The organism is Acidocella sp., from assembly GCF_035535915.1.
In the GTDB taxonomy this organism is placed as follows: Bacteria; Pseudomonadota; Alphaproteobacteria; order Acetobacterales; family Acetobacteraceae; genus Acidocella.
Genome location: NZ_DATLPB010000094.1, coordinates 42,963 through 69,027, shown reverse-complemented (window position 1 = coordinate 69,027; position 26,065 = coordinate 42,963). Strand labels below are relative to the sequence as shown.

Here is a 26,065-nt window from a genome sequence, read left to right as displayed (position 1 = left end):
GGCGCCCCCCCCGACCCGCTTTGCCTTGAAGCGGCGCCCGAATGACTATGCAGAAGATGGGGCTGAGGTAGCTAAGCATACATTCAGCCATTGTTTCGATCCCGAGCGTCCGCGTATTTTCCCTGTTCCGTCAAGGGGTTCACCCGGCTTCGCCGGCGCTTCGCGCCCTTGACGGAACAGGGAAAATACGCCGAAAATGCAATGATCGAAAAAATGCTGATCTATCAATGCCCCCCTCAATGGTGGCAGCGATAGCTACTTCCGCCCCCGGAAGATTCAGCCGAGCTTGCCGTAAAGCCAGGGGCGCGCGGCGGCGGCCCGCGCCCGATAGGCGTCGATCTCACCCTCGTGCTGCAAAATGAGCGAGGTCTCGTCCAGCCCCGCGAGCAGGGCGGCCCGGCGCTCCTCCGGCACTTCGAAAGCGATTTGCGCGCCGGCCGGCGCGGTGATTTTGCAGCATTCCAGATCGACGGTCAGCCGCGGCTCGCCCGCCGTCTCGACCCGGGCGACGAGCCGGCCGACCAGATCTTCCGGCAGCATGATCGGCAGCAGGCCGTTCTCGCAGGCATTGTCGTAGAAGATTTCCCCGAAACTGGGCGCGATCACGCAGCGTATGCCGAAACGCAGCAACGCCCACACCGCCGCTTCGCGCGAGCTGCCGCAGCCGAAATTGGCGCCGGCGATCAAAATCCGGCTCTCGCGGTAACGCGGCCGGTTGAGCACGAACTCGGGAATCTCCGCGCCGTCCGCCGTGTAGCGCCAGTCCGCGAACAGGCCGGCGCCGAGATCTGTGGCGCGCGAGCGCAGAAACCGCAAGGCGATGATCACGCCGGTATCGATGTTGCTCTTCAGCAGCGGCGCGGCAATGCCATCGAGGATGGTAAAACTCTCCATGAGGCCTGGTTCCTGTCAAATGCCCGGTTTGCGAATGTCGAGCTTGCGGATATCGGTGATGCAGCCGGAGATCGCCGCCGCCGCGACCATCGCCGGGCTGGCCAGATGCGTGCGGGCTTTCGCCCCCTGGCGGTTCTCGAAATTCCGGTTGGTGGTGGAGATCGACCGCTTGCCCGGCGGCACCATGTCGCCGCCCAAGGTCTGGCACATCGAGCAGCCTGATTCCCGCCACTCGAACCCCGCCTCGGTGAACACCTTGTCGAGCCCGGCTTCTTCGGCCGCCCGCTTCACCGGTGTCGAACCCGGCACCACGATGGCCGTGACGCCTTCCGGTACCTTGCGCCCGCGCACGATGCCGGCGGCGATCTCCAGGTCGGACAAGCGGCTGTTCGTGCAGGACCCGATAAAGGCGAAGTCGATCGGCAACCCTTCGAGGACCATGCCCGGCTGCAGCCCCATGTAATCGAGCGACCTTGCCATCGGCTCGCGCCGTTCGGACGCAACGCCATCGGGCGCGGGAATCGGCTCATCGATGGCGATGACATCCTGCGGCGACGTCCCCCAGGTCACCTGCGGCTTGATCGCGGCGCAATCGATCTCGATCTCGCGGTCGAACCGCGCATCCTCGTCGCTGGGCAGGCCGCGCCAATCGGCCACCGCCAGATCCCACATCGCCCCCTTGGGGGCATAAGCGCGCCCGGCCAGATACTCGATGGCGGCATCGTCCGGCGCGATCAGGCCGGACCGCGCGCCGAATTCGATCGACATATTGCAGATCGTGAAGCGGCCTTCGACCGGCAGCGCGCGGATCGCCGGGCCGGCATATTCGACCGCATGGCCGCTGCCGACGGTCACGCCGTGCTGGCCGATGAAATAGAGAATGAGGTCCTTGGCGCTGATGCCTGGATGCCGTTCCCCAATGAAGGTGACGCGCATGGTCTTCGGCTTGCGCACGATCAGCGACTGCGTCGCCAGCAGCCGCTCGATCTCGGTCGTCCCGACGCCCCAGGCCCAGGCGCCCAGCCCCCCGCTCGTCGCGGTATGGCTGTCGCCGCAGGCGATGGTGCTGCCGGGCAAGGTCAACCCCATCTCGGGCGCGATGACATGAACGATGCCCTGGCGCGCATCATGAATGTCGATGAGCTCGATGCCGGCCGCACGGCAATTTTCCTGCATCGCGCCGATCCGCTCTTTCGCGGGTTCGTAACTGTCCCACTGGCGGCCGGGGCGGGTCGAGAGATCATGATCGATGACGCCGAACGTCGCTTCGCGGCATTTCGGCGCGAGCCCGCGTTGCTTGAGGCCCTCGAAGGCGAAACGGCTCGTCGCCTCGTTCACCAGATGCCGGTCGACATGGATCAGGAAACGATCGCCGCCGAATTGCCGGATCACATGGTTATGCCAGATTTTCTCGAATAACGTTTTAGGCTCGGACACCCATTACCCCCTTTTTACCGGTGTACTGACGGGCTGCCCGACACTTCGCCCAGGCATGAATAATCCTGATGAGTCCAAACGACCCGAAAACGAGGTACAACGCCGCATCGTTTGAGAAAATCTATGGAAAATCATGATAAAAACTCATTGATTTTCCTGAAAATCCCATGCGTTCACAGGCGCATAACGCCCACGGCATGTCAATTCATTTCCCCAGTTTCGAGGCGCCGTGCCAGCAGAAACGCCCCCGTCCCGGAGTCAAAAAAGTTTTTGCGCCGCTTTTTCCAAAAAGCGGCCACTTCCTTGCTTGCTTAACGCTCGACCAAAAGCTCCTCGAGCGTCTGCCGATGCTCCCACCCCACCCGCTCCAGTTCAGGAACAATGTGCGTTTCCGCCGGCCGCCCGAGGCACAGATAGGCGATCAGCCGCCAGCCGGGGGGCACCTGCAGGTGTTTGGCGATCTCCTCCGGGTCAAGGATCGATACCCAGCCCATGCCGATGCCCTTGGCCCGCGCCGCCAGCCAGAGCGTGTGCACCGCGGTGACCACGGAATATTCCAGCATTTCGGGCATGGTGCGCCGGCCGAGGCCGCGCCCGGTCGGGCTCGCGCCGTCGCAGAACACCGCGAGCTGCACCGGCGCCTGGTCCAGCCCGGCGAGTTTCAGCCGCGCGTAAAGGGCCGCATCCTCACCCTGATAGCCGCTCAGCGCCGCCTCATTGCAGCGCCGGAAATTCTCCCGCACCAAAGCCCGCGCGGCGGCGCTGCGCACGCGCATGAACCGCCAGGGCTGGCTCAAGCCCACGGAAGGGGCAAGCTGCGCCAGCCGCAACAGATCCAGTAGCTCGGCCTCGGGAATCTCGTCGGTCCGGAAATGCCGGACATCGCGCCGCCAGCGCAACAATTCGGTCAGCAGGGGAAAGAAGCCCGGCGCGGTAAAATCTGGTTCCATCCTATCCTCGGTCCGCTGACTCGTGGCGGGCAATGGCATGAAAGAATGTGCCGCTCACTTGGCCGCGTTTCCCGCCCGCCTGGCCGAGCTGCTTTCCGGCCGCATCGCAAAGTTCGGCCAGCTTCGTGTCCGTGCCGGGCGAGACCGTTGAAGCATAGTGAAATTCATGTCCCCTGATGAAAGTTCCCGCCGGCCCCAGCGGGCTATCGGCCAGCATCATGGCTTGCCGATAGCCGAGAGTCATGCGCCGTTTCGCGAAGCTGGTTTCATGGCTCAAAAGACCGGCCATTTCATGCCAATCTCCATCTGAACTTTGCAGGTTGGCGCCCAGCACCATGTAGCCGCCGCACTCCCCATGGACCGGCCGCGTCGCGGCGAAGGCGGCAAGGCCGGTTTTGAACCGACGCGCCGCCGCCAACCGGCCCGCATGCAGTTCCGGATAGCCGCCGGGCAGCCAGCAGGCATCGCAATCCGGCGGCGGCGCTTCGTCGGCAAGCGGCGAGAAAAACACGATCTCGCTGCCCGCGCGGCGCCAGCCTTCCAGCATATGAGCATAGACGAAGCTAAACGCCGCATCACGGGCCAAAGCGATGCGCTGCCCCGGCGGCGGCAATATGTCCGGTCCGCCCCCGGCCGCCGCGAACGGTTTCGCCACAGCGAAAATGCCCGGCACGTCCAGCGATTGTTCGGCGAGATCGGCGAGCCGGTCGAGATGAAGGCGCAAATCGGGATGCTCCAGCGCCTGCACCAGGCCGAGATGGCGCTCCGGCACGGCGATCGTCTCGTCACGCCTGATCGCGCCCAAAATTTCGATGCCGGCGGCGTCCATCGCGGCGGCGATGCCTTCGCAATGCCGCTCGCTCGCCACCCGGTTCAGCACCACCCCGGCAATCTCCACGCCCGGCCGATGCAGGGCAAAGCCGCGCGCCACCGCCGCCGCGCTCTGCGAATGGCCGGAGACGTCGAGGATCAGCACCACCGGCAGGCCGAAACGCGCCGCGAGATCCGCCCCCGCGCCGGTTCGCCCCGCCGCGCCGGCCACGCCGTCGAACAGCCCCATGGAGGATTCGATGACGAGAAGATCGGCCGCGGCGGCATAGTCCGCGACCGTGGCGAGCTGGCCGGGCGCCATCGCCCAGCTGTCGAGATTCACGCTCGGCCACCCGGTCGCCGCTTCATGAAACGCCGGGTCGATGTAATCGGGGCCGGACTTCGCCGCCCGGATGTTGAGCCCGCGCCGCCGCGCCGCCGCCAGCAAGGCAAGCGTGAGCGTGGTTTTGCCGCTGCCCGAACGCGGCGCGCCGATGATCAGGCCGTGCATATTCATGCCCAAGCTCCGGCGCGGTGACAGGCATCGAAGCGATGCCTATGCTCGGCGCCATGGAGCCTACCCCGAAGCTGCGCCATGGCTGGACCACCGGCGCTTGCGCCACAGCCGCCGCCAAGGCCGCTTATGCTGATCTCCTCACCGGCACGTTTCCCGACCCGGTGGAAATCCGCCTCCCCGGCGGCCAGAGCGCCGCCTTCGCCCTGGCCGAATGGGACCGGGCGGAAAGCCACGCCAGTGCCGGCGTGATCAAGGATGCGGGCGACGACCCGGACGTGACCCATGGCGCGCTGGTGCGGGCAAAAATCACCCCAGGCGCCGCCGGAACGGGGATCATATTCCGCGCCGGCCCTGGCGTCGGCATGGTGACGCGCCCCGGCCTCGCGATCCCACCCGGCGAGCCCGCCATCAACCCGGTGCCGCGGCAAATGATCCGCGCCGCGCTGGAAGAACTGGCCGCGCTTCATGGCGTCGCGTGCGATGTGGTGGTGGAAATCTCCGTCCAGGACGGGGAAATTTTGGCGCAGCGCACCTTGAACGGGCGGCTCGGCATCGTCGGCGGCCTGTCGATCCTCGGGACCACCGGCATCGTCGTGCCGTTTTCCTGCTCGGCCTGGATTCATTCGATCCATCGCGGCATCGATGTCGCGCGCGCCAGCGGAATCACGCATCTCGCCGGCGCCACCGGCAACAATTCCGAGAACGCGGTACGCGCCTTGCACCATATGCCGGAAACGGCGCTCATCGAAATGGGCGATTTTGTCGGCGGCATGCTGAAATATCTGAAATCCCACCCGGTACCGCGCGTCACCATCGCCGGCGGCGTCGCGAAAATGACCAAGCTCGCGCAAGGACGGCTCGATTTGCACTCCAAGCGTGGCGAAGTCGATCTTCCGGTCCTCGCCGGCTTGGCCGCCCAAATCGGATGCAATGCGGACATCGCGGCACGGATTGCCCAAGCCAACACCACGGCCGAAGCTTTCGAGCTGGCGCAGTCGGCAGGCGCGGCGCTGGGCGATGCCATCGCCGCGCAAGCCTGGCAAACCGCCGCACCTTTGCTTGAGGGATGCCAAACCGAGCTGGAGATCGTGCTGTTCGACCGGACCGGAAACCTGGTCGGCCGCGCGCCGTTCGCGCCGGTGGGGCCTCATGCGCGGAACCGCCTTGTGTAATCGGGGTTGTAGAGCGCGCTCTCGCGGAAATCCTCCGGTGCCAGCGCCCTGCCCACCAGAATCAAGGCCGTGCGCTCCACGCCGAGCCCAGCGATGCGGCCGCAAATATCGCCCAGCGTGCCCTGCACGATCTGCTCATCCGGCCAGCTCACGCGGACCATCACCGCCACCGGGCAATCGGCGCCGTAAAACGGCGTGAGCGTGGCGGTGATTTCGTCCAACCGATGGATCGCGAGATGGATCGCCAAAGTGGCGCCGGTGGCGGCGAAGGCGGCGAGGCTTTCTCGGGAAGGCATCGCCGAGGCGCGGCCGGACAGGCGGGTGAGCACCACGCTTTGCGCCAGTTCCGGCACGGTCAGCTCCCGCCCCAGCGCCGCGGCCGCGGCGGCGAAAGACGGCACGCCGGGGGTGAGGGTGTAGGCGATGCCGTGGCGCTGCAGCCGGCGCATTTGTTCGGCGACCGCGCTGTAGACCGAGAGATCCCCGGAATGCAGCCGCGCCACATCCTGCCCCAGCCCTTCGGCGCGCAGAAACTCCGCCTCGATCTGGTCGAGATCGAGCGCGGCGGTGTCGATCAGCCGCGCGCCCTGCGGGCAATGGCGCAGCAGCTCCGGCGGGATGATGGAGCCCGCATAGAGGCAGACCGGACAGGCTTGCAGCAGATCGCGCCCGCGCAGCGTGATGAGGTCCGCCGCCCCCGGCCCGGCGCCGATGAAATGAACCGTCATGGCAAATCTCCCGCCAAGGCGCAGGTGACGTTCCCCTGCGTCAACCGCGCCACCAGCAAATGGCTTTTTTCGCCGGCCCCCGCCAAAGCGCAGGCTTCCGCGACGCTGCCCAGTCCCACGACCTGCGCTGCCACCTCCGACTGCGTGGGGCAATTTTCCTGCGCCGCCGCCAACGCGGCGCGGTCAACCAACCGCAACGGCAAGCCCAATGTCTGCACCGCTTCGCGCAGGCACGCCGCGTCTTCCTTAAAATCCGGCGCCGCCAAAATTTCTGCCGCGTGCCCGGCCAAGCTTTCCGCGCGCCGCACCAGCGCCACGATCTCCGCCGCCGCGGCGCCGGAGGAAAATCCGACCCCGGCCACGATCATGGTTTGGTCGCCGCCCATTGGGTCACGGTGAGCGCTGGGCGGAACCCGTGCAGGCTGCCGATGGCATCGAGCCGTTCCACCGCCAGCCTCGTCAGCGTGCCGCCGAATTTGTCCCGCGCGGCGAACAAGGAAGCTTCGGTTTCGATCACCACGGCATTCGCCACCAGCCGGCCACCCGGCCGCAAGGCGTGCCAGGCGCTGTCGATCACGCCCGGCAGATGCGCGCCCCCGCCCAGAAACACCGCATCGGGCACCGGCAGGCCCGCGCACGCGTCCGGCGCGCGCCCCACCACAACCTGCAGCCCCGGCACACCCAGTTCCGCCGCATTGCGGGCGATGCGCGCAGCGCGGCCGGCGTCACGTTCGATCCCGTAGGCGATGTTTTCCGGGTGGCGCAGCATCCATTCGATCGCCACCGAACCCGAGCCACAACCGATATCCCACAGCCTCTCGCCGGCACCGGGCGCCAAAGCGGCGAGCGTGACGGCGCGGACCTCCCGCTTGGTGATCTGCCCGTCATGCTCGAAGAATTCATCCGGCAGCCCGGTGGCGAGCGGCATGATCCGCGCGCCGGCATCGGCGACCAGTTCCATCGCCACCAAATTCAGCGCGCCGCATTCGCTGAGCACGTGAAAATCCTGCGCCGCAGCGGTGCGGATACGCTCGCGCGGGCCGCCCAATGCCTCCATCACATGCAGCCTTGAGCGGCCAAAACCCCGCGCGCACAAATAACCCGCGATGGCCGAAGGAGTCGTTCCGTCCGCCGACAAGGCCAGGACCCGGCGGCCGGGCTGCAGCAACGGCGCAAGACGCGCCAAAGGCCGGCCGCAGAACGAGATGGTCGCGGTCTGGCGCATCGGCCAGCCCAGGCGCGACAGGGCCAGGGAGAAAGACGAGGGCGCCGGCAAAGAGAGAAATTCGTCGGCCGGCACGCGGGCCGCCAGCATCGCGCCGACGCCGTCGCAAAACGGATCGCCCGAGGCCAGCACCAATGTCGGGCTGGGGCGCCGCGCCAGAATCGTCTCGATCCCGCCTTCCATGGGGCTCGGCCAGGGCATTTGCCGCCCGGCGATCAAAGGCGCGGCCAGCGCCAGATGCCGCTTGCCGCCCACCACCAGATCCGCCGCCTGCAACAGAAGCCGCGCCGCCGGGCTCAGCCCCTCGACACCGTCTTCGCCAATGCCCAATATGGTCAGCCACCGAATGGGCGGCATGTTGCTCTCACCCTCGGCTTTATCCATGCGACAACTCAAGATTCTGCTGCTCGGCGGCACCGGCGAAGCTTCCGCCCTTGCCGGACTGTTGGCGAACGATCCGCGCTTTGCGCCAATGCTGTCGCTGGCCGGGCGCACCAAAACGCCGGTTCTGCCGGCGATCCCATGCCGCATCGGCGGTTTCGGCGGCGCGGCCGGGCTTGCCCAGTACCTGCGCGACCAGGCCATTGAGAGTCTCGTGGTGGCGACGCATCCGTTCGCCGCGCAAATCCGCCGAAATGCCGTGGACGCGGCGCGGGCGACCGGCACGCCTCTGCTGCTGATCGAGCGCCCGGCCTGGGAGCGCCAGGCCGGCGATCGCTGGACCGAGGTTCCGGACATGGAGCAGGCCGCCGCCGCTCTGGGCCCGGCCCCGCGCCGCGTGCTGCTCACCATCGGCCGCAAGGATCTCGCCCCCTTCGTTGCCGCCCCCTGGCACGATTACGTCATCCGCAGCGTCGACGCGCCGCCGCCCGAATTCCTGCCGCCCCACGCGCGCATCATCACCGCGCGCGGACCGTTCACGCTGGAAGATGACCGGCGCCTGCTGCGTGACGCGCGCATCGAATGGATCGTGACGAAAAATTCCGGCGGCGCGGCCACGCACGCCAAGCTCGCCGCCGCACGGGAACTGAGGCTCCCCGTGATCATGGTCGCGCGCCCCCCCTGGCCGGATGTCAGCGGACTCCAGGCCGCGCGCGTGAGCGATGCGGAAGGCGCGCTGGCCTGGCTCGCTGCCTGTCATGACGCGGCCTCATCCGCGAAACGCGGCGTATAGACCCAGGGGCGCTGCCGCCCCGGCCGCGCGATCCGCTTTGTTGCCGCGGTGCCGACCATCACCAGCGTGCGCATGTCGGCGCGCGCGGGGTCCGCCGCCGCCAGATCGACAATGTCGATTGTCTCGTCCGGCCGGCTGATGGCGGTGGCGAACACCACCGGCGTTGTCGGCGGCAAAATCTCCCGCAGCAGCGCGAACGCCTCGGCGAGTTGCCAGGGGCGCGCACGGGAGATCGGATTGTACAACGCCATCACCAGCCCGGCCTCGGCGGCGGCACGCAGACGCTTTAACACCAGCGCCCAGGGCTTGAGATTGTCCGAAAGCGAGAGCGCGCAGAAATCATGGCCGAGAAACGCGCCGATCCGCGCCGCCGCGGCGAACATCGCGGAAATGCCCGCCACCACTTCGACATCCAGCAAGCGCCAGGCGGGGTCGCCATTGTCGATCGCCTCAAACACCGCGCTCGCCATGGCGAACACGCCGGCATCCCCGGAGGAGACCACGGCCACCGCCTGGCCCCGCGCCGCCAAGCTCAGCGCCAGACGGGCCCGGTCCAGCTCCACCCGGTTGTCGGAGGCATGACGGACCTGCCCCGGCGCCGGCGGCACGCGGTCCACATAGGGCCCGTAGCCCACCAGGTCTGTGGCCCGGGCCAGCGCCTCGGCGGCCTGGGGCGTCTGCAGCGCCGCATCGCCGGGGCCGAGGCCGACAATCCATAATTTGCCGCTCATCGCGCCCCCCGCCGGCCCGGCACGAGCACCATGGAAAAATACGGCGCGGGCCCGTCCTCACGCGCCGACAGGCGGGTGATGAATTCGCCTTCCATCGTGCCGCGCTCGACATAGAAAGCCCGCTCGAACATACCGGCCTCCCGCAACACGCGGCTGATTTTCGGCAGATGCCGGCCGACCTTCATCACCACCGCCGCGTCACAGGATTTCAGGCGTTCCAACAGGCGCGCCTCGTCCAAGGTCGCGGGGAGAATGCTGAGCACATCGTCGCCATGGGTCATCGGCAGGCCGGCGCGGCTCCAGCAGCCGCTCATGCCCGTCACCCCCGGCACCACGTCCGCCGCATAATCCGCGCTGAGCCGGTCGAAAAGATACATGGCGGAGCCGTAGAGAAACGGATCCCCCTCGCAGAGCAGCGCGATGTCCTGCCCCGCTTGCAGCCGGGCGGCGAGCTGCACGGCGCAGCCATCGTAAAAATCGCCCATCTCGGCGAGGTAGCGCGGGTTCTCAACCGAGAGTTCCGTGGTGAACGGATATTCGAAGCGCAGCTCCTCCGCGCCCTCCCTCAACTGGCCGTCGACGATGCGGCGCGCATGGCCCGCGCGGCCACGTTTGGCGAAGAATGCCACCACCGGCGCGGCGGCGAGGATCCGCGCCGCTTTCACCGTCATCAGCTCGGGGTCGCCCGGCCCGAGCCCCAGCACGAACAATTTGGCCGCACTCATTCGGCGGTGCTCGCCAGCGCGTTCACCGCCGCCGCCGCCATGGCGCTGCCGCCGCGCCGGCCGCGCACAATCAAATACGGCACGCGCCCATCCTCGGCCAGCGCTTCCTTCGATTCCGCCGCGCCGACGAAGCCGACCGGAATGCCGATGATCGCGGCCGGCAGCGGCGCGCCCGCATCGAGCAGCTCCAGCAGCCGGAACAAAGCGGTCGGGGCATTGCCGATCGCGACCACCGCACCCGCCATCTTCTCCCCCCAGAGATCGAGCGCCGCCGCCGAGCGGGTGTTGCCGATCTTTGCCGCCAGCGACGGCGTTTCCGCCGCGCGCAAGGTGCAGATCACCTCGTTTGCCGCCGGCAGGCGCGCCCGCGTGACGCCATGCGCGACCATCTCGGAATCGCATAAGATTGGCTTGCCCGCCGCCAAAGCGGCCCGCGCCCCCGCAACGAACCCGGCCCCGAAGCGCACATCGCCGGGCAAATCGACCATGCCGCAGGCATGGATCATGCGCACCACCACGCGCGCCTCTTCCGGCGCAAACGCGGAGAGATCGGCTTCGCGGCGAATCGTGGCAAAGGACTCCGCATAAATCGCGGCACCGTCACGAATATAGTTTCTGGGGGCGCTCATCGGCAAAATTGTCTTTCCGTCATCCATTCAATTGCGTCCTGCAAGGAGACGCCGGCGCGCTCGGGTACGCCATCGGCCGTTTTATCACAAACGATATCAAACCGGTCTACTTGCGCGGTCGCGACCAGCGTGACCGCAGCCCCACCGGGCGCGGCGCAGCCCTTGGCGCAGCCCGACACATGCAGCATTCCCGCCCCGGCCCAATGCGGCGCCAATGCCGCCGCGATGGCGCGGACATCGGCCCCGGCGCTCGCACAGGCCGGCCGCCCCACGCAGGCCTTGATCCACCGCCGCGGATCGGCGGGGTCGACAATGAACCCCTCCGCCCGCGCCGCTGCGGCAAGGCCGGCTTGATCGGCCTCCGCCCCCAACAGCACTAGGCTATTGCCGGGGGTGGTGCGCAACCTTCCATTGCCGAACCGCTCCGCGAGCTCCGCCGCGCGGCGGAGCTGAGCGGCAGTTTGCGTGTCGTAAGCCAGGCCGAGACCGAACGGGCCCGGTGGTTGCGCATCCGGCGTAAAAACCTTCCCTTCGTACCCGGCGGCGGCGCAAAAAATCTCTGCGCCCAAACTGGCCAGCAGCGCGCGCAAGCGCATCGGGCGCGGCGTCAGCCGCAAATAGGCCTGGGTCAGTGCCTGCGCGGCGGCGAGCGGATCAGCCGCCGGCACGGCAATCGGCCCCGGCAGAACGACACGGCCGGGCAGAAGGCAGAGATCGGCAACGCCCACCATCTCGCCGACGGCGTAGCCGAATTTCGCCGGCAGGGCCTGCAGTGAATCGTCCTGTTCCAGCCACGTCTCCAGACGCTGCGCGGCCGCCATCATGTCCGGCGCCAGTCCGGCCGCGACCACGATGTTGCGCCGCCGCTCGGCAGCCGGGTCGGCGCTGGCAAGCCCGGCGGCGCGCATGGACCCGGCAAAAACGCGAGCGGATTCCGCCGTAAATCCCCGCATTTGAAAATTCGCCCGGTTGGTGATCTCGATCCGGCCCGAGCCATACATCTCCGCGGCATCCGCCAGTGCCCGCAATTGCGCCGCGCTGATGCCGGCCACGCGCGGCTTGACCCGAACCAGAAAACCGTCGCCCGCCGCCATGGGCTCGAACAGGCTGGGGCACCAGCCTTTGATGGTGGCGCCGCTCATGGTTCCGCCAGCCGCGCCGCCACGCTGTTGCGGCGGTTGCGCCACAGCCCGCCTTCCAGCGCCCGGGCGAAGCGCTGGCGCATCGCCTCATGCGCCGCCGGATTGGCGCGGTGGAGGAACGAATCGACCTCCTGGTTCCCCAGCGTCGCGTCGAACAGCAGGTCGAACTGCGCGTCGAACCGTTCGGGCATCGTGGCGGCGAAGGCGTACAACCCGTCCAGCGCCCGGCTGATTTCAGCCGCGCCCCGGTAATCATGCCGCATCATGCCGGCGATCCAGGCCGGATTGGCCGCCCGGCCGCGCACCACGCGCGCGATTTCTTCCGCCAGCAGACGCACGCGCGGCGCGTCCGGGCGCGAACTGTCCACATGGTACAAAGCAGGCGCCGCACCCAAAGATGCAGCCGCCGCGGCGAAGCCGCCCTCGAAGGCGGCGAAATCCAGCCCGTCCAGCACATCGATCTCGGCATGGTCCTGCTGGTGGATGAACCCATCGGCGCCGGCCACCCGCGCGGCGAAATTCTGCGCATCACGCCCCCCATCGAGTCCCTGGCCATAGGCATAGGCGCCGGCGGCGAGATAGGTTTCGCCCAAGGCCGTTTTGTCAGCCAAAAACTCAGCCAGGCCGGTGCCGTAAGCCCCCGGTGCCGGACCAAAAATCCGCGTCGTCGCGGCGCGCCATGCAGCACCCTCCAAGCCGCGCGCGGCGCCGGCCAGGCTGTTGAAGTCCGCCGGCTCATCGCGCGCGGCAATGCTCTGCACCGCCATGTCGAACATCAGCAATTGCGTTTCGAACGCATCGCGGAACAGGCCGGAGATGCGCAACGTCACGTCCACCCGCGGCCGGTCCAGCACCGCCAAAGGCAGGATTTCCACGCCGTTGATGCGGTTGGACTCGTCATCCCACACGGGCGCCGCGCCCATCAAAATGAAAGCAAGCGCCAGATCCTCGCCGCCGGTGCGCAAGGCGGCACTCCCCCACAAATCGATCACCAGGCGGCGCGGCCAGTCGCCCTGCTCCTGCAAATGGCGGCGCAAAATCGCCTCGGCGGTCTTGCCCGCCAGCGCCATTGCCGCACGGGTCGGCACGGCGCGCGGGTCGAGGCTATAGAGATTGCGGCCGGTGGGCAGCACATCCGCCCGGCCCCGGCTGGGCGCGCCCGCCGGGCCGGGTGCGACGAACCTCCCCTCGAGGGCGGCGAGCAAGCCCGCGCCCTCGGCTTCGGCCGAAGCGTCGAGCGCGGCTTCCAGCCGCGCGGGATCGGCCTGGGGCGCCGCCGCCCGGAGCGAGGCGAGCAGCGCCGCCCGCCGCTCCGGCGCCGGGGGACGTCCGAACACATGCAGCCCGTCGCGGATCTGCAGTTCCTTCACGTCGCACAAATACGCATCCAGCCGCGCCAGCTGGTCATCCGCCGGCATTTCGCGCTTACAGCCGCTTTCCTCGAGCAGCCCCGCCGCCGCGGCCTGGGTCAGAATCTCGTCGCGCAGCATTTCCGTGCGGCGGCGGTCCAACCCGTCCGCCGCCGCGTAATCGTCGATCAACCGTTCCAGCGACGAAGCCGCGCCATGGGCGCCGGCAACTTTAAGCGGCGGCGTGAGATGGCCGAGCACCACCGCGCCCAGCCGCCGCCGCGCCACCGCGGCCTCGCCGGGATTGTTGACGATGAACGGGTAGATCACCGGCAGACCGCGGCAAAGCGCCGTGGGGAAACAGGTTTCATGGTCCGGCGCCAACGCCTTGCCCGGCAGCCATTCCAGCGTGCCGTGCGCGCCCAGATGCACCATCGCGTGAATGCGCTCTTGAAGCCGCAGCCACAGATAAAACGCGACATAAGCGTGGCGCGGCGGCAGGTCCGGGTCGTGATAGGAGGCTTTTCTGTCGCGCGCCGCCCCGCGGTCCGGCTGCACCGCGACGATGAGATTGCCTGCCCGCAGATGCGGCAGCACGAACCAGAAGTCGCGAACCGAATCATCCTCTTCCGGCGCGCCCCAGGCGGCGTGGATTTCAGCCTGCATGGAAGGCGCCAGCCCGGCGAACAGGGATTTGTATTCCGCCACGGACAGAAAGGGCGCGGGGGCCAGATTGCGGAGCCGCGCCGAAACCCCGCCGGCCGGCACACTGTAACCTGCCGCGTGCAACAGCCCGGCGATCGACCCCAGGCTGGCGAAACTGTCGAGCCCCACCGCATGGCCGATCTGCCCCTGCGCGCCGGCCGCACCCGGATAATCCGACAGCACCAGGGCGATGCGCCGTGCCGCCGCCGGGCTCTCGGCGAGCCGGATCCAGCCTTCGGCGCGGTCCGCCACCAGAGCGATCTGCCCTGCGTCCGGCCGGTGGATCGTCTGCGCGAATTCCAGCGCCTCGATCGGCGCGCCGGGCATCTTGAAGGAAATGGCGGTTGTGGAGAGCCGCCCGTCGCATTCGGGCAGCACGATCTGCATCGCCATGTCCGCCGGCGACAGGCCACGTGTCGAATTGCGCCACGCTTCCTGCGTCGACCCCGCCAAAATCAATTGCAACACCGGGCAGCCGGCTGCGTCGAGCGGCGAACCGTGCTCGCCTCGGGCGGAAAATCCCGTCGCGTTCAGCACCACGCGCGGCTGCCATGCGCGCAGCCGCGCGGCGACGAAGGCGGCGGCGTCAGGCGATTTCAGACTGTCGACATAAAGCGCTTGGGCGCCGATCCCGCGTTTTGCCAGTTCCTCGGCCAGACTCTCGACCGGCGCGATGTCGCCCGAAAGCAGATGCGAGCGGTAGAACACGAGCGCGGCCAGCGGCGCATCCGCCGCGCCCGGCATTGGCAAATCATGCAGGCCAAACCGCGGCACCGGCACCGGCCCCTGTTCGGGTGGCGCGCCAAGCCCGGCCAGCGATGCGCCCAGGCGCAAGGCATTGGCAAGATTGGCCGGTCCGCCTTCGCGAAAATAACCGTCGAACCGCGCGGCAACATCGCCGCCCACCGTGCAGAAATCCTGCAGCCGCGAATCGCCTTGCCCATCCCCGGCGATCACCGCAAGCGCAATGCCCCGCGCTTGAGCCAAAGCGAGCAGCTCCTCGCAGCCATAGCGCCAGTAATCGAGGCCGCCGAGCAGCCGCACGATCACCGTCTTCGCGTGGGCCAGAACCTGTTCCGCATAAAGATCGACCGAGAGCGGATGGCGCAGCTGCGCCAGATTGGCCAGCCGCAATCCCGGCCGCGCATCGCCCAGATGACGCCAGGCCATGGCGGCCGCGCCGAGATCCGCATCGGAGAAAGACAGCAGCACGAGATCCGCCGGGCTGTGCCCCAGCTCCACGGCGGCCGCCGCTTCATCAAGGGTGCGCTGCTCGCGGAAGAGGATGTGCATGCTAGGTTAGAGCCAGACAGAAAAGGAAGTAGGCGCTTTTTGAAAAAAGCGCCGCAAAAACTTTTGTTTATGCCGGGCCATGGGCGTTGTCGGCGACATTGCCCATGACCCAGCATAACAAAGTTTTTTTGCTACTTTTTGTTCACAAAAAGTAGTGCTTCCTCTTTCTTTTCTCTCAGGCACGATTCGCCCCGGCAATGAGCGCTTCGATGCCGGCGCGGTCCATGCCGGTGCGGCCGATCACCACGAGATGCCCTTCCCGCGCCTCGCCTGGCGCCCAGGGGCGGGTGAAATCCTGCCGGAAGCGCGTGCCAACGCCCTGGATTTCCAGCCGCAACGGCTTGTCCTGAACGGCGAGGAAGCCTTTGATCCGCAGCACGTCATGGGCGGCGGCCGCCGCTTCGAGGCGGGCCTGGAATGCCGCCGGGGCGGAGATTTCCGCGACCGGCACGATGAAACTGTCGAAATCGTCATGCTCGTGCGCGCCATCTTCGGCATCGTGATGCGAAGGGCGCGCCGCCAGATCGTCTTCCGCTGCCGCTGCCAGGCCGAGCAGGACATCCAGGCTGAGTTTTCCGTTCGTCGCCGCCACCTGCTTGACCGCGCGCGGCAGGGTTTCGTCGATCATCTGTTTCACCTGCGCCAGCTCGTCCGCGCTGAGCAGATCGGACTTGTTCACCACCACGAGATCGGCGGCCCTGATCTGGTCTTCGTAGACTTCCGCCAGCGGGTTGTCATGGTCGAGCGAAGGGTCCGCCGCCCGCTGGCGCGCCACCTCCTCCGGATCGTCGGCGAAGCGTCCGGCCGCCACCGCCGGCCCGTCCACCACGGCAATCACCCCGTCCACGGTCAGGCGCGAGCGGATGCTCGGCCAATTGAACGCCTTGATCAGCGGCTTGGGCAGCGCCAGGCCGGAGGTTTCGATGATGATATAGTCCGGCGGGTTCGGCCGCCCCAGCAGCGCCTCGATGGTCGGCACGAAATCATCCGCGACCGTGCAGCACAGACAGCCATTGGCGAGTTCGATGATGTTCGTCTCATCGCAGCCCTCAAACCCGCATGTCTGCAAGACCTCGCCATCGACGCCGCGGGAACCGAACTCGTTCACGATCACCGCGAACCGCCGACCGCCGGCCGTCTCCAGAATATGGCGCACCAACGTGGTTTTCCCCGCGCCGAGAAAGCCGGTGATGATGGTGGTGGGGATTTTCGCGGCGTGGAGGTTCATTGTCTCTCTTTCGGGTGTTGGGCCGCCACATCCAGCCCATAGGCAGGGAAACGGCTGAGGATGGAATGGCTAAGCGAGGGCGCGCGGCGCGAGGGCATCACGGACCCGGTCGGCGAGGCGTCGTAACGGCGCGCGTAATCGAGAATGTCCGCGGCGTGAAGCGGCTGCAGATACCCGAGCAGATAACCAAACAGCTTGCCCGGCTTGAAGATCGCCGCCGTGCAGCCACGCTCGCACGCGGCCAGGCAGGCGACAGGGCGCAATTCCAGCTCATCCGCGGTGCCGGCCAGGCCTTCCGCCAAGGCCTCATAAAGGCGTTGCCCCAAAGGCTCCGCTTCACCGCCGGATTTGCAGGTGACACAGACATGCAGCGTGGTGGACAAGGATTTCGACACGGCTTCCCCAATGGCACGCATGAATGCGTATGGCCGGGGCGCGGACCTGTCACGAGACATGCCGGGCAACAAACCCGGCACGCGGAACTTAACCGGGCGCCCCGCCTGGCCAGCCTTGGCAAATGCGATGGCAGGTCTCCTGGCTCGCGGATCAGACGCTCCCGTCAGCCTTCCCGGAACGGGTCCAGTGGCCGAGAGACGGGGGCTTTCCGCTTACAGTTGCGGGGGCAGCTTCGGCATGAGGCCCAAAAGCCCGAACCGAATTCCCTATTCACCTTCACGAAGAAGGACCATCGCGGCGGAAACTAGTCGACGGCTCGGCTTAGTGTCAACGAAGCCGAGCCGTCGGAAGAAAGAAGCCGCAATTTGAAAAAAGCGGCGTAAAAACTTTTTTTGAAACTGGGCCGGAGACAGCGAAAGCAGCACGGGCCCGGTTTGAAGAAGTTTCCCTTTTTTACTTCACCGAATTTGCCTCCTGGACGACCGGATAGCCGCGCCAGACGAATTCCAGGGCTTCGGGCAGGGTCTGGGCGACGGTCGCCTTGTCGACATGAGTCGCGTTGCGGGAGAAGACGAACTGATACTGATAGCCCTTGGCGGCCAGGACGCGGGCCATGTCTTCGTTGGCGAGCGTCCAGTCATGCATGCCGTCGGGCATGGTCGCGAGCGGATAAAAAAGGTCGCGGTCGCCGGTCTCGAACCAGTAGCGGATGGGTTTGGTCGGGCTGTTGGGAATGAGCGGCACGCCCACCGCGGCGTTGGTTGCCGTGACTTTGAGTCCGTCGACGGCGCGCGGGGCAACAGCCGGGCCGGCCCAGGCATCGTGATATTCCCAGGCGCCGCCGGGCAGCGCCGGATTATGCGGCCATTGCTGATTCACCATGGTCGGCGAATAAGCGAGCACGCGGTGATATAGCTCAGGGTGGAACCAGGCCATGGTGAAGGCGGCGGCGCCGCTTGAGCTGATGCCGAGCGTGGCGCGCCCGTCCGGGTCCTTGGTGAGATTCACATGCGTTTGCTGCTCCACGAAGGGAAGAACCTCGGTTTCCACCCATTCGGCGTAGGTGCCGGAGACGGTATCATACTCCAGGCCGCGTTCGCTGCCCTGGGCATCCTGGCCCCCCGCGCCGATGCTGACGACGACCATAGCCGGCAGCCGATGCTCGTAGATGAGGTTGTCGAGCACGGTGAAGAGCTGCCGTTCGTTGAAGAAGCCATGCGGGCCGCCATCGCCGACGACCATCAAGGGCGCGTCCGTGCCCGGGACGTAACCGGCCGGAACATAGACATCGACCGGGCGCGTCCAGATGCCGGCATGGCTGGTCGGCACCAATATGTTTGAAGGATCGCCGGGCGCGGTGTGGCCCTGTTCGAGCGCGGCGTTAAGGCAGTCATTCGGATCGTCGCGGACAATGCCGGGCTTGTAGATGGTGCTGTCGGCCGAAGACATTGTGAGGGCGTAGATTGTGCCTTTTGGCACGCCGGGCCGTGCTCTGGTTTCCGGCGCGGGCCGATGCACCGGGCCGATGACGAAATTGCCGATCGCGCTCGGCGACGGAAGCTTGCCTGCAGCCAGCGCTGTCGCGTGAGGGTCGTTCGGGCTGAACGGATTGCGCGTGGGCGGTGCTGTTTTGAGATCGAGCCCCGTCGTGTCGATGTAAAACGGCGCCGATGGGTTGGTGCTGTTGGCGCCGGACGGCAGCGACGCGTTAGGCGCCGGACAGGCGCCTTGCGCCAGCGCTGTCGCGGGTATGGCGGCGCCCGACATGAGGGCCGCCACGAAGAGCGTATGAATCCGGTCCATGTTTCCTCCATTCTTAATTCTTATTGCGCGCTTGAATCTGCGCTTTGGCCGCGATGGTATGCGGGCAGGACAGCGTCAATTCAACTTGGAACATGGTTAGTTAAAGTGAAGAAAGAAGCCGCTTTTTGAAAAAAGCGGCGCAAAAACTTTTTTTTATGCTGGGGCATGGGCGTTGTCAGCGGCATTGCCCATAACCCAGCATCGTAAAAGTTTTTTGCGCCGCTTTTTTTCAAAAAAGCGGCTCCTTCCTTACTTACCTGCGCGGCCGCCAGCGCCGGAGCAGAAGCGCGTTGGAAACCACGCTGACGCTGGAGAACGCCATCGCCGCGCCGGCGAGGACCGGACTTAAATGGCCGGAAGCCGCCAGCGGGATGCCGATGACATTGTAGATGAACGCCCAGAACAGGCCCTGGCGGATTTTGTTGAAGGTGCGGCGGGAGATATCGAGCGCGTCGGCCACCAGGGCGGGGTCGCCGCGCATCAGCGTGACGCCGGCGGTATGCATGGCGACGTCGGAACCGGTCGCCATGGCGATGCCGAGATCCGCCGCGGCCAGGGCCGGCGCATCGTTGATGCCGTCGCCCACCATGGCAACGACGCCGCCGGCCCGGCGCAGCGCCGCGACGGCCTCGGCCTTGTCCTCGGGCAGGATCTCCGCCCGCACATCGTCGATGCCGAGCGCCGCGGCCGCCGCCTTGGCGCTGCCTGCGTTATCGCCGGTCAGCATCGCCACATGCAGCCCCTGCGCCCGCAGTGCCGCAACCGCCGCCCGAGCGGTGGGTTTGACCGCGTCGCCAAAGGCGATCAGGCCGAGGATACGCGCGGGTTCGGTGCCGATATCGGCAAGCCAGGAGACGGTCCGCCCTTCTGCCTGTAGCCGCGCGGCGGAAGCGGCGAGTGGCGCGGGGTCGAGGCCATGATCGTCCAGCATCCGCCGCGACCCCAGGACCAGGGAACGGCCCTCGATATTGGCCGCCATGCCGCGGCCCGGCAGGGCTTTCGCGTCCCGCGCAGGAGGGACCTGAACATTTTCGGCCTCCGCCCGGGTCCGCACCGCCTTGGCCAGCGGGTGTTCGCTGGCCTGCTGCAGGCCGGCGGCGAGGCGTAGAATTTCAGAGCTAGCGATGCCGTCCACGGCTTCGATGGCGACGATCGAGGGGTTGCCTGCGGTGAGCGTGCCGGTCTTGTCGAACATGACCGTGTCGATCCGGCGCGCCATCTCCAGCGTTTCCGCATCTTTGATCAGGATGCCGTGCCTTGCCGCCACCCCGGTTCCGGCCATCACCCCGGTGGGGGTGGCGAGCCCGAGCGCGCAGGGGCAGGCGATGACCAGCACCGCGACCGCCGCCAGCACCGCCGGCGCGCCATGGAAGCCGGCGAGCCACCAGCCAAGGAAGGTGAGTGCGGCGATGCCAAGCACGACGGGGACAAACACCGAAGCCACGCGATCCACCGTTTTCTGGATCGGCGCCTTCGCCGCCTGGGCATTTTCGACCAGCCGCACAACCCGGGCGAGGGTCGATTCCGCCCCGACCGCCCGTGTTTCGACGACCAGCACGCCCTCGCCGTTGATCGCCCCGCCGATCACCCGGTCGCCCAAAAATTTCGGCACCGGCAGGCTCTCACCCGTCAGCATCGAATCGTCCGTGGCGCTGCTGCCCTCGACGACGATTCCGTCGACCGGGATGCGTTCGCCCGGCCGAACCACGACCAGATCGCCGACGGCGACAGCGGCCACGGGAACTTCGCGTTCGGTGCCGTCGGCCTCGCGCCGGCGCGCCGTTTCGGGGCGCAGCGCCATCAAAGCGCGCAGAGCCGCGCCGGTCTGGCGCGTGGCCCGGGCTTCCAGCCATTTGCCGAACAGGACGAGCGTGATGACCATCGCCGAGGCGTCGAAATAAAGGTCCGGCATGCCGCCCACGACCCAGGCCCGGATCAGCAGATACAGGCTGAGGCCATAAGCAGCCGACGTGCCCAGCGCCACCAGCAATTCCATGTTGCCGGCGCCGGCGAGCACCGCCTTCCAGCCGGTGCGATAGAATCTGAACCCCAGCCAGAACTGAACCGGCGTGGCGAGGGCCAGCTGTACCCAGCCGGGCAGCATCGCGGGCGAACCGGCGAGACTCAGGACCATTCCGGCAAACAGCGGCAAGGTGAGCAAGGCAGCGATCCCGGCATGACGGAGCGCGCGCCGCGATTCCTCGGCCTGGCCCTCATCCGCTTGTTCCGCTGGCTTGATGCTCACGCCATAGCCCGCCTTGGTCACGGCCGCCGTGACCAGCTCCGTCTCGGGGGCGTCGGTCATGAAGGTCACGCGCGCCTGGCCGCTGGCGAGGTTGACCGCCACATCGGCCACGCCGGGCACCTTCCGGATCGCGCGCTCCACCCGGCCGACGCAGGAGGCGCAGGTCATGCCTTCGACGCCGAAATCCATGGTCGCGCCGTGGTGCAGCGCGGCGTCCTTGGCCTCTCGCCGCTCGACCAAACCAGTTTCGCTCATGCCGGTCTCCAATGTTCCGTAGGTCTTCGGCGCACAAGCTGCACCTTCCTACGGTTGGAATGTCAAATCGAAATTTTGTCCCGTAGGCCGCTTGACCTTCCCATTGTAGGAATCTCCATTTGTCGAGCATCGGTCCGATGGACGGAGACAAGCTCCGTCCGGACTCATGTGATGGAGATGCATATGCTGGAGTTGAAAGTTGAGGGGATGACCTGCGGGCATTGCGTCAAAGCGGTCACGGAGGCGGTTCATTCCGTCGCCCCGCAATTGGTTGTTGCCGTCGACCGGCAGCAAGGACTGGTGAAGATCACCGGCGGTACGCCCATCCCCGCCGACGCCGTGATCAAGGCGATCGAGGAAGAAGGCTACAAGGTCAACTGACAGCCGGGGTCCGAGGCGCCGCCTTTGAAGGCACGACGGCCGCCTCCCTGCCAATCGACGCAAATGCAAGTAAGAAAGAAAGCAGGCGCTTTTTAAAAAAAGCGCCGCAAAAATTTTTTTATGCTGGGCCATGGGCGTTGGTGCCGACATCGCCCATGGCCCGGCATAAAAAAGTTTTTTTGCTACTTTTTGTTCACAAAAAGTAGCCTTCCTTTCTTAACCGCCCCGCGGCGCGAACTCGAAACCGATCTGGTTGCCCGCCGTCCAGCGCTTCGTCATTGGGCCGATCATTTCATCCTGGATCTGCAGGAAGGCCGTCTCGGGGGCATCAATCATCACCGCGGTCTCAATCCGCACGCCGGTTTCCGAGAGGTCCAGCACCAGGCAGTCAAAGACGGTCTTATGAAAGCCTCCGAAGAACAGTTTTCCACTTTTGATCGTCCGCGGACGCGGCCGGTTGCGGCGGTTTTCGGGGGGCTCGGACGAACTGGAGTCGCTCATGAATGGGTCGGATCTAAATGAATATGTTCAGAGCTTAATCGAAATCCGTGAGACATATAAGAGCGTGCCGCCATTTTTCCGGCAGCCCGGGCACGCGGGCGGCCCCGCGCCCTGTGAAAGCGCTTCACGCTAGGTTAGGAGGCCGCCATTCAGGTAAGGGAAACCTGACAGGCCGAAAGCCTCAGAGGGACTATGGATCCGGACCGGACTTTGTCAGCATCAGACCCGCCGTCGTTATCCGAGCTTCCGGCGCTGCTGGATGCCGGCCTACAGCACCACCGCGCCGGCCGCCTGGCCGAGGCCGAGCTTGCTTATCGCCAGGTTCTGGCCATGGATGCAGGCCATGCCGACGCCCTGCATCTGCTCGGGGCAATCGCTCATCAGGCCGGACAGCATGGCGTCGCCGTCGAAACCATCGGCAGGGCGATCGCGCTGAGGCCGGACATCGCCGCCTATCATGCCAATCTGGGCACCGCTTTGAAGGCGCTCGGACGCCTCGACGAAACGATTGCCGCCTACCATGAGGCGATCCGCTGCAAACCGGATTTCGCCGAGATCCACGCCAAACTCGGCAATGCCCTGAAGCAGGCAGGGCGCCCGGGCGAGGCCGTAACCGCTTACGACAACGCCATTCGCTACCAACCGGATTTTGCCGAAGCTTATACCGGCCTCGGCAATGCCCTGCAGACCCTCGGGCGCTTTAACGACGCCATCGCCGCCTACCACCAGGCCATTCGCCTCAAGCCAGGCGATGCGCATGCTTATTCCAACCTCGGCAACGCCCTCAAAGCGTCCGGGCGGCTGGGCGAGGCCATTGCCGCCTATAGCCAGGCCATCCGCGCCAAGCCCGATTTCGCCGAAGCCCAGTTCAACCTGGGCATCGCCTGCAGTCATCTGGGCCAGTTCGACAACGCCGTCGCCGCCTACCGTGAGGCCATCCGCCTCAAGCCGGATTTCGCCGAGGCCCACTCCAACCTCGGCAACGCCTTGACGAACTCAGGCCGCCTCGACGCCGCCGTGGTTGCCTACCGTGACGCCATAGACTGCAACCCGGATTTCGCCGCGGCTTATTCCAATCTCGGCAACGTGCTGAAGGATCTCGGACGCCTCGATGAGGCTGTCGCCGCCTATCACGACGCCATCCGCCTGCAGCCGGGTTTCGCTGAAGCCCATGCCAATCTCGGTCACGCCTTGCAGGATCTCGGACGCCTCGACGAGGCGATGGCCGTTTACCATCGGGCCCTCGGCATCAAGCCTGATCTCGCCGATGCCCATTCCGGCCTCGGCAACGCCCTGAAAAATGCGGGCCGCCTCGACGAGGCGCTCGCCGCTTACAAGACCGCGATCAACCAGCAGCCGAACCACGCCCAGGGGCATTTCAACCTGGGGATCGGGCTGCTGGTGGCCGGCGACCTCCCGAACGGGTGGACGGAATATGAGTGGCGCTGGCGAAAGCCCGAAAACGCGGCACGTCTGCGCCGCTTTTCCCAACCGCAATGGCAAGGCGAGGATTTAAGCGGGCGAACAATCCTGCTGCATGCCGAACAGGGGCTGGGCGACACCATCCAGTTCTGCCGCTATGCAACACTGGTCGCCGCAAGCGGCGCGCGAATCCTCGTGCAGGCGCCCCGCTCTCTGCTGAAAAGTCTCTCCGGCGTGAAAGGGGTGGACGGCGTGACCGCCCTTGATGACCCCTTCCCCGCGTTCGATGTCCATTGCCCACTGCTGAGCTTGCCGCGGATCTTCGCCACCAGCCTGGCCACGATTCCTGCCCCGTTTTCCTATATCCCAATCGATGAAACGAAACGCTTGCAGTGGCGGCAGCGTCTTGCACCCACGGCGGGGCGACGGGTCGGAATCGTCTGGGCGGGAAATCCACGCCATGGGAATGACCGCAACCGGTCTCTCCCCTTCGCGGCCCTGGCGCCATTGTGGAACATTCCCGGTATTCATTGGTACAGTCTTCAAGTGGGGGAACGGCGCGCCGATCTCGACGCCGCCCCGGCGGGCGCGATCGAGGATCTGTCACCGTCGCTCGGGGATTTCGCCGACACCGCCGCCGCCATGTCCCAGCTCGACCTCGTGCTCACCGTCGACACGGCGGCTGCGCATCTGGCGGGCGCCATCGGCCGCCCGACCTGGGTGATGCTGCCCTTCGCGCCCGATTGGCGCTGGTTGATGGAGCGCCGGGATAGCCCGTGGTATCGCTCGGTGAGATTATTCCGCCAGAACCAACGGGGCGCATGGGGCAGCGTCATCCGCGATGTCGAAGCTTCCTTGAGCGCGGAGCCGCCGCCAAGCCGTTAACAGCATGTTCACATGGCGCGCCGCGGCGGCGAAAACAGTCCACCTCTCTGTCATTTCTAAAAGCGCGGCTCACGGCGTTAAACGAGCGCGGAACTCTACCGCTTGGCGTAACAAACAATACGTTAAGCTGCACACTCGTTTTGCAAAACCATCTGAAATATCCGGCGTCATTATACCACCGGTAGAGTAGACGGCATTACCTGGCCTTGTTGCCGCGACATACAACCACAAATCGTATGAACGCAAATTTTATTTGCTTTACGCGGTCACGCCTCTAATTTCTGATTTGGCCTCGTCCCTGGTCCGGCCTCGTACGGCCCATGCGCGAAGCCTGCGGTTCAACTTCGTGACTCTCGACATCTTTTTATATGGCTGACGACACCATCTCGCGTATTCCTATATTAAACAACTTTCCATTTTCCTATATAGTGTGTCATGACCTCCTTTATATGAATTCGAAAATGAAATTCAGCGTCATCATTCCGAATTATAATTATGGACGTTTCGTTGGCCGCGCCATCGAGAGCGCGCTTGCCGTGGCCTGGCCCGACCTCGAGGTGATCGTCGTCGATGACGGATCCACGGACAATTCCCGCGACGTCATAGAACGTTACGGCAACAGGATCATCGCCATCTTTCAGCCCAACCGCACGCAGCGGGTCGCCTGCAACACCGGCTTTGCGCGCGCCACCGGCGATGCCGTCATCTTTCTTGACTCCGACGATATTTTAATGCCTGACATCGCCGCCGAGGTTGCCGCCATCTGGTCCGATCGGGTGAGCAAGGTGCAGGTCCAGATGATGCGCATCGACCGCGAGGGAAATCCCACCGGCGGCGTCTTCCCGATTTACGACCCGATGCCGACGCCGGCGCTGATCCGCTCCTGGGCGACTGAGACATCGGCCTATCCGACACCGCCAGGATCGGGCAATGTCTATTCACGAAAATTTCTCGAGAGGATTTTCCCGCTGGACGATTTCTGCGGGACCTTTTCCGATTCCGCCTGCCTTGCGGCCGCGCCGTTTCTGGGTGACGTCGTCACCATCTCCAAGCCGCTGGTGCAATACCGCGTGCATGGACAGAATGACAGCAACCTCCTGTCGAATTATGCACGCTTCGGACGCGAGGTTGCACGCGCCGACGCGCGATGGAAATTCGCGCGAAAGACCGCCGAGGCTGCGGGGATCGCGCTCAGCGAGAACAACATCTTCAAGAGTTTGCATTTGCTGCAACTGCGTGTGGCCTCCCTGCGGCTGGCACCGGCCACGCACCCGCTCGTCGACGATAGCCGCCAACGCGCCATGCGCGATGCGTGGCAGGCCGTCTGGTCGTTTCCGGCTATGCCGATGAAGCGGCGGCTCATCGTCGGCACCTGGGCCGCCCTGACCCTTGTGGTGCCGAAGCCGCTCGCCGTCCGCCTGATCTCGCTGCGGTTTGCGCAACGCTGAAGCGGCATGCGTCCGCGCCG

Annotated in this window: 23 protein-coding genes and 1 riboswitch; of the genes, 5 read left to right on the top strand and 18 right to left on the bottom strand. The window is 66.0% G+C overall.

The window, feature by feature from the left end; all coding sequences use genetic code 11:
* Positions 1 to 276: 276 nt before the first annotated feature.
* The 4 genes from leuD to VNC39_RS12475 all read right to left on the bottom strand — a co-directional run bounded on the left by leuD (position 277) and on the right by VNC39_RS12475 (position 4,608).
* Entirely contained in the window at positions 277 to 894 is a 618-nt protein-coding gene (leuD, locus tag VNC39_RS12490; protein ID WP_325399682.1) for a 3-isopropylmalate dehydratase small subunit, read from the bottom strand.
* 15 nt (positions 895 to 909) lie between these two features.
* Positions 910 to 2,331: a 3-isopropylmalate dehydratase large subunit gene (leuC, locus tag VNC39_RS12485; RefSeq protein WP_325399680.1), complete on the bottom strand. Its 1,422-nt coding sequence runs from the start codon at positions 2,329 to 2,331 to the stop codon at positions 910 to 912.
* 311 nt (positions 2,332 to 2,642) lie between these two features.
* On the bottom strand, positions 2,643 to 3,281 hold the full coding sequence (gene bluB, locus VNC39_RS12480) for a 5,6-dimethylbenzimidazole synthase (RefSeq protein WP_325399678.1): 639 nt from the start codon (positions 3,279 to 3,281) through the stop codon (positions 2,643 to 2,645).
* 1 nt (position 3,282) lies between these two features.
* On the bottom strand, positions 3,283 to 4,608 hold the full coding sequence (locus VNC39_RS12475; RefSeq protein ID WP_325399676.1) for a cobyrinate a,c-diamide synthase: 1,326 nt from the start codon (positions 4,606 to 4,608) through the stop codon (positions 3,283 to 3,285).
* A 41-nt stretch (positions 4,609 to 4,649) separates the two neighbouring features.
* On the opposite strand from VNC39_RS12475, the gene VNC39_RS12470 reads away from it, so the two are divergent.
* Positions 4,650 to 5,780 (top strand): cobalt-precorrin-5B (C(1))-methyltransferase, encoded by a 1,131-nt coding sequence (locus VNC39_RS12470; protein WP_325399686.1) that lies wholly within the window; start codon positions 4,650 to 4,652, stop codon positions 5,778 to 5,780.
* Here VNC39_RS12470 and cobM read toward each other — a convergent pair.
* Genes cobM through cbiE form a run of 3 tightly spaced genes read right to left on the bottom strand, consistent with a single transcriptional unit; the run spans position 5,756 to position 8,117 of the window.
* Positions 5,756 to 6,508 carry a precorrin-4 C(11)-methyltransferase gene (gene cobM / locus VNC39_RS12465; RefSeq protein WP_325399674.1) on the bottom strand — a complete coding sequence of 251 codons (753 nt, stop codon included), beginning with the start codon at positions 6,506 to 6,508 and terminating at the stop codon, positions 5,756 to 5,758. The two genes, VNC39_RS12470 and cobM, sit on opposite strands and share 25 nt — an antisense overlap.
* A complete protein-coding gene (locus VNC39_RS12460; protein WP_325399672.1) occupies positions 6,505 to 6,876 on the bottom strand; it encodes a cobalamin biosynthesis protein in 372 nt (123 codons plus the stop codon). The genes cobM and VNC39_RS12460 overlap by 4 nt, the downstream gene beginning before the upstream one ends.
* Entirely contained in the window at positions 6,873 to 8,117 is a 1,245-nt protein-coding gene (cbiE, locus tag VNC39_RS12455) for a precorrin-6y C5,15-methyltransferase (decarboxylating) subunit CbiE (protein ID WP_325399670.1), read from the bottom strand. Before cbiE ends, VNC39_RS12460 begins: the two co-directional genes overlap by 4 nt.
* Here cbiE and VNC39_RS12450 point away from each other — a divergent pair.
* Complete coding sequence (locus tag VNC39_RS12450; protein WP_325399668.1) at positions 8,116 to 8,907, top strand: cobalt-precorrin-6A reductase; 792 nt, start codon at positions 8,116 to 8,118, stop codon at positions 8,905 to 8,907. The two genes, cbiE and VNC39_RS12450, sit on opposite strands and share 2 nt — an antisense overlap.
* Here VNC39_RS12450 and cobJ read toward each other — a convergent pair.
* From cobJ to VNC39_RS12400, 10 genes are all read right to left on the bottom strand, one after another.
* Positions 8,871 to 9,638, bottom strand: a complete 768-nt coding sequence (gene cobJ / locus VNC39_RS12445) for a precorrin-3B C(17)-methyltransferase (RefSeq protein ID WP_325399666.1) — start codon at positions 9,636 to 9,638, stop codon at positions 8,871 to 8,873. The genes VNC39_RS12450 and cobJ overlap by 37 nt on opposite strands.
* A complete protein-coding gene (locus VNC39_RS12440; protein ID WP_325399664.1) occupies positions 9,635 to 10,363 on the bottom strand; it encodes a precorrin-2 C(20)-methyltransferase in 729 nt (242 codons plus the stop codon). The genes cobJ and VNC39_RS12440 overlap by 4 nt, the downstream gene beginning before the upstream one ends.
* Entirely contained in the window at positions 10,360 to 10,992 is a 633-nt protein-coding gene (locus VNC39_RS12435) for a precorrin-8X methylmutase (protein ID WP_325399662.1), read from the bottom strand. Before VNC39_RS12435 ends, VNC39_RS12440 begins: the two co-directional genes overlap by 4 nt.
* Entirely contained in the window at positions 10,989 to 12,134 is a 1,146-nt protein-coding gene (locus VNC39_RS12430) for a hypothetical protein (protein ID WP_325399660.1), read from the bottom strand. Before VNC39_RS12430 ends, VNC39_RS12435 begins: the two co-directional genes overlap by 4 nt.
* Entirely contained in the window at positions 12,131 to 15,481 is a 3,351-nt protein-coding gene (gene cobN / locus VNC39_RS12425; protein ID WP_325399658.1) for a cobaltochelatase subunit CobN, read from the bottom strand. Before cobN ends, VNC39_RS12430 begins: the two co-directional genes overlap by 4 nt.
* A 175-nt stretch (positions 15,482 to 15,656) precedes the next feature.
* Positions 15,657 to 16,709, bottom strand: a complete 1,053-nt coding sequence (gene cobW / locus VNC39_RS12420) for a cobalamin biosynthesis protein CobW (RefSeq protein ID WP_325399656.1) — start codon at positions 16,707 to 16,709, stop codon at positions 15,657 to 15,659.
* Positions 16,706 to 17,104 (bottom strand): DUF1636 domain-containing protein, encoded by a 399-nt coding sequence (locus VNC39_RS12415; RefSeq protein ID WP_325399654.1) that lies wholly within the window; start codon positions 17,102 to 17,104, stop codon positions 16,706 to 16,708. The genes cobW and VNC39_RS12415 overlap by 4 nt, the downstream gene beginning before the upstream one ends.
* Positions 17,105 to 17,216: 112 nt before the next feature.
* Positions 17,217 to 17,414, bottom strand: a riboswitch (cobalamin riboswitch).
* A gap of 144 nt (positions 17,415 to 17,558) precedes the next feature.
* Positions 17,559 to 18,908, bottom strand: coding sequence for an alpha/beta hydrolase (locus VNC39_RS12410; protein WP_325399652.1), 1,350 nt, complete (start codon positions 18,906 to 18,908; stop codon positions 17,559 to 17,561).
* 80 nt (positions 18,909 to 18,988) lie between these two features.
* Positions 18,989 to 19,141 carry a hypothetical protein gene (locus tag VNC39_RS12405; RefSeq protein WP_325399650.1) on the bottom strand — a complete coding sequence of 51 codons (153 nt, stop codon included), beginning with the start codon at positions 19,139 to 19,141 and terminating at the stop codon, positions 18,989 to 18,991.
* Between the two features lie 20 nt (positions 19,142 to 19,161).
* Positions 19,162 to 21,408: a heavy metal translocating P-type ATPase gene (locus VNC39_RS12400; protein ID WP_413788791.1), complete on the bottom strand. Its 2,247-nt coding sequence runs from the start codon at positions 21,406 to 21,408 to the stop codon at positions 19,162 to 19,164.
* A gap of 183 nt (positions 21,409 to 21,591) precedes the next feature.
* Here VNC39_RS12400 and VNC39_RS12395 point away from each other — a divergent pair, with 183 nt between their 5' ends.
* The gene (locus VNC39_RS12395; RefSeq protein ID WP_325399648.1) at positions 21,592 to 21,789 is read left to right on the top strand and encodes a heavy-metal-associated domain-containing protein; all 198 of its coding nucleotides are present in this window, start codon (positions 21,592 to 21,594) and stop codon (positions 21,787 to 21,789) included.
* A 216-nt stretch (positions 21,790 to 22,005) separates the two neighbouring features.
* Here VNC39_RS12395 and VNC39_RS12390 read toward each other — a convergent pair whose 3' ends face one another.
* Positions 22,006 to 22,290 carry a hypothetical protein gene (locus VNC39_RS12390; protein ID WP_325399646.1) on the bottom strand — a complete coding sequence of 95 codons (285 nt, stop codon included), beginning with the start codon at positions 22,288 to 22,290 and terminating at the stop codon, positions 22,006 to 22,008.
* Positions 22,291 to 22,500: 210 nt separating this feature from the next.
* On the opposite strand from VNC39_RS12390, the gene VNC39_RS12385 reads away from it, so the two are divergent.
* Together VNC39_RS12385 and VNC39_RS12380 are read left to right on the top strand one after the other, a co-directional pair.
* Complete coding sequence (locus VNC39_RS12385) at positions 22,501 to 24,597, top strand: tetratricopeptide repeat protein (protein WP_325399644.1); 2,097 nt, start codon at positions 22,501 to 22,503, stop codon at positions 24,595 to 24,597.
* 461 nt (positions 24,598 to 25,058) lie between these two features.
* Positions 25,059 to 26,045 carry a glycosyltransferase family 2 protein gene (locus tag VNC39_RS12380; RefSeq protein WP_325399642.1) on the top strand — a complete coding sequence of 329 codons (987 nt, stop codon included), beginning with the start codon at positions 25,059 to 25,061 and terminating at the stop codon, positions 26,043 to 26,045.
* Positions 26,046 to 26,065: the final 20 nt, after the last annotated feature.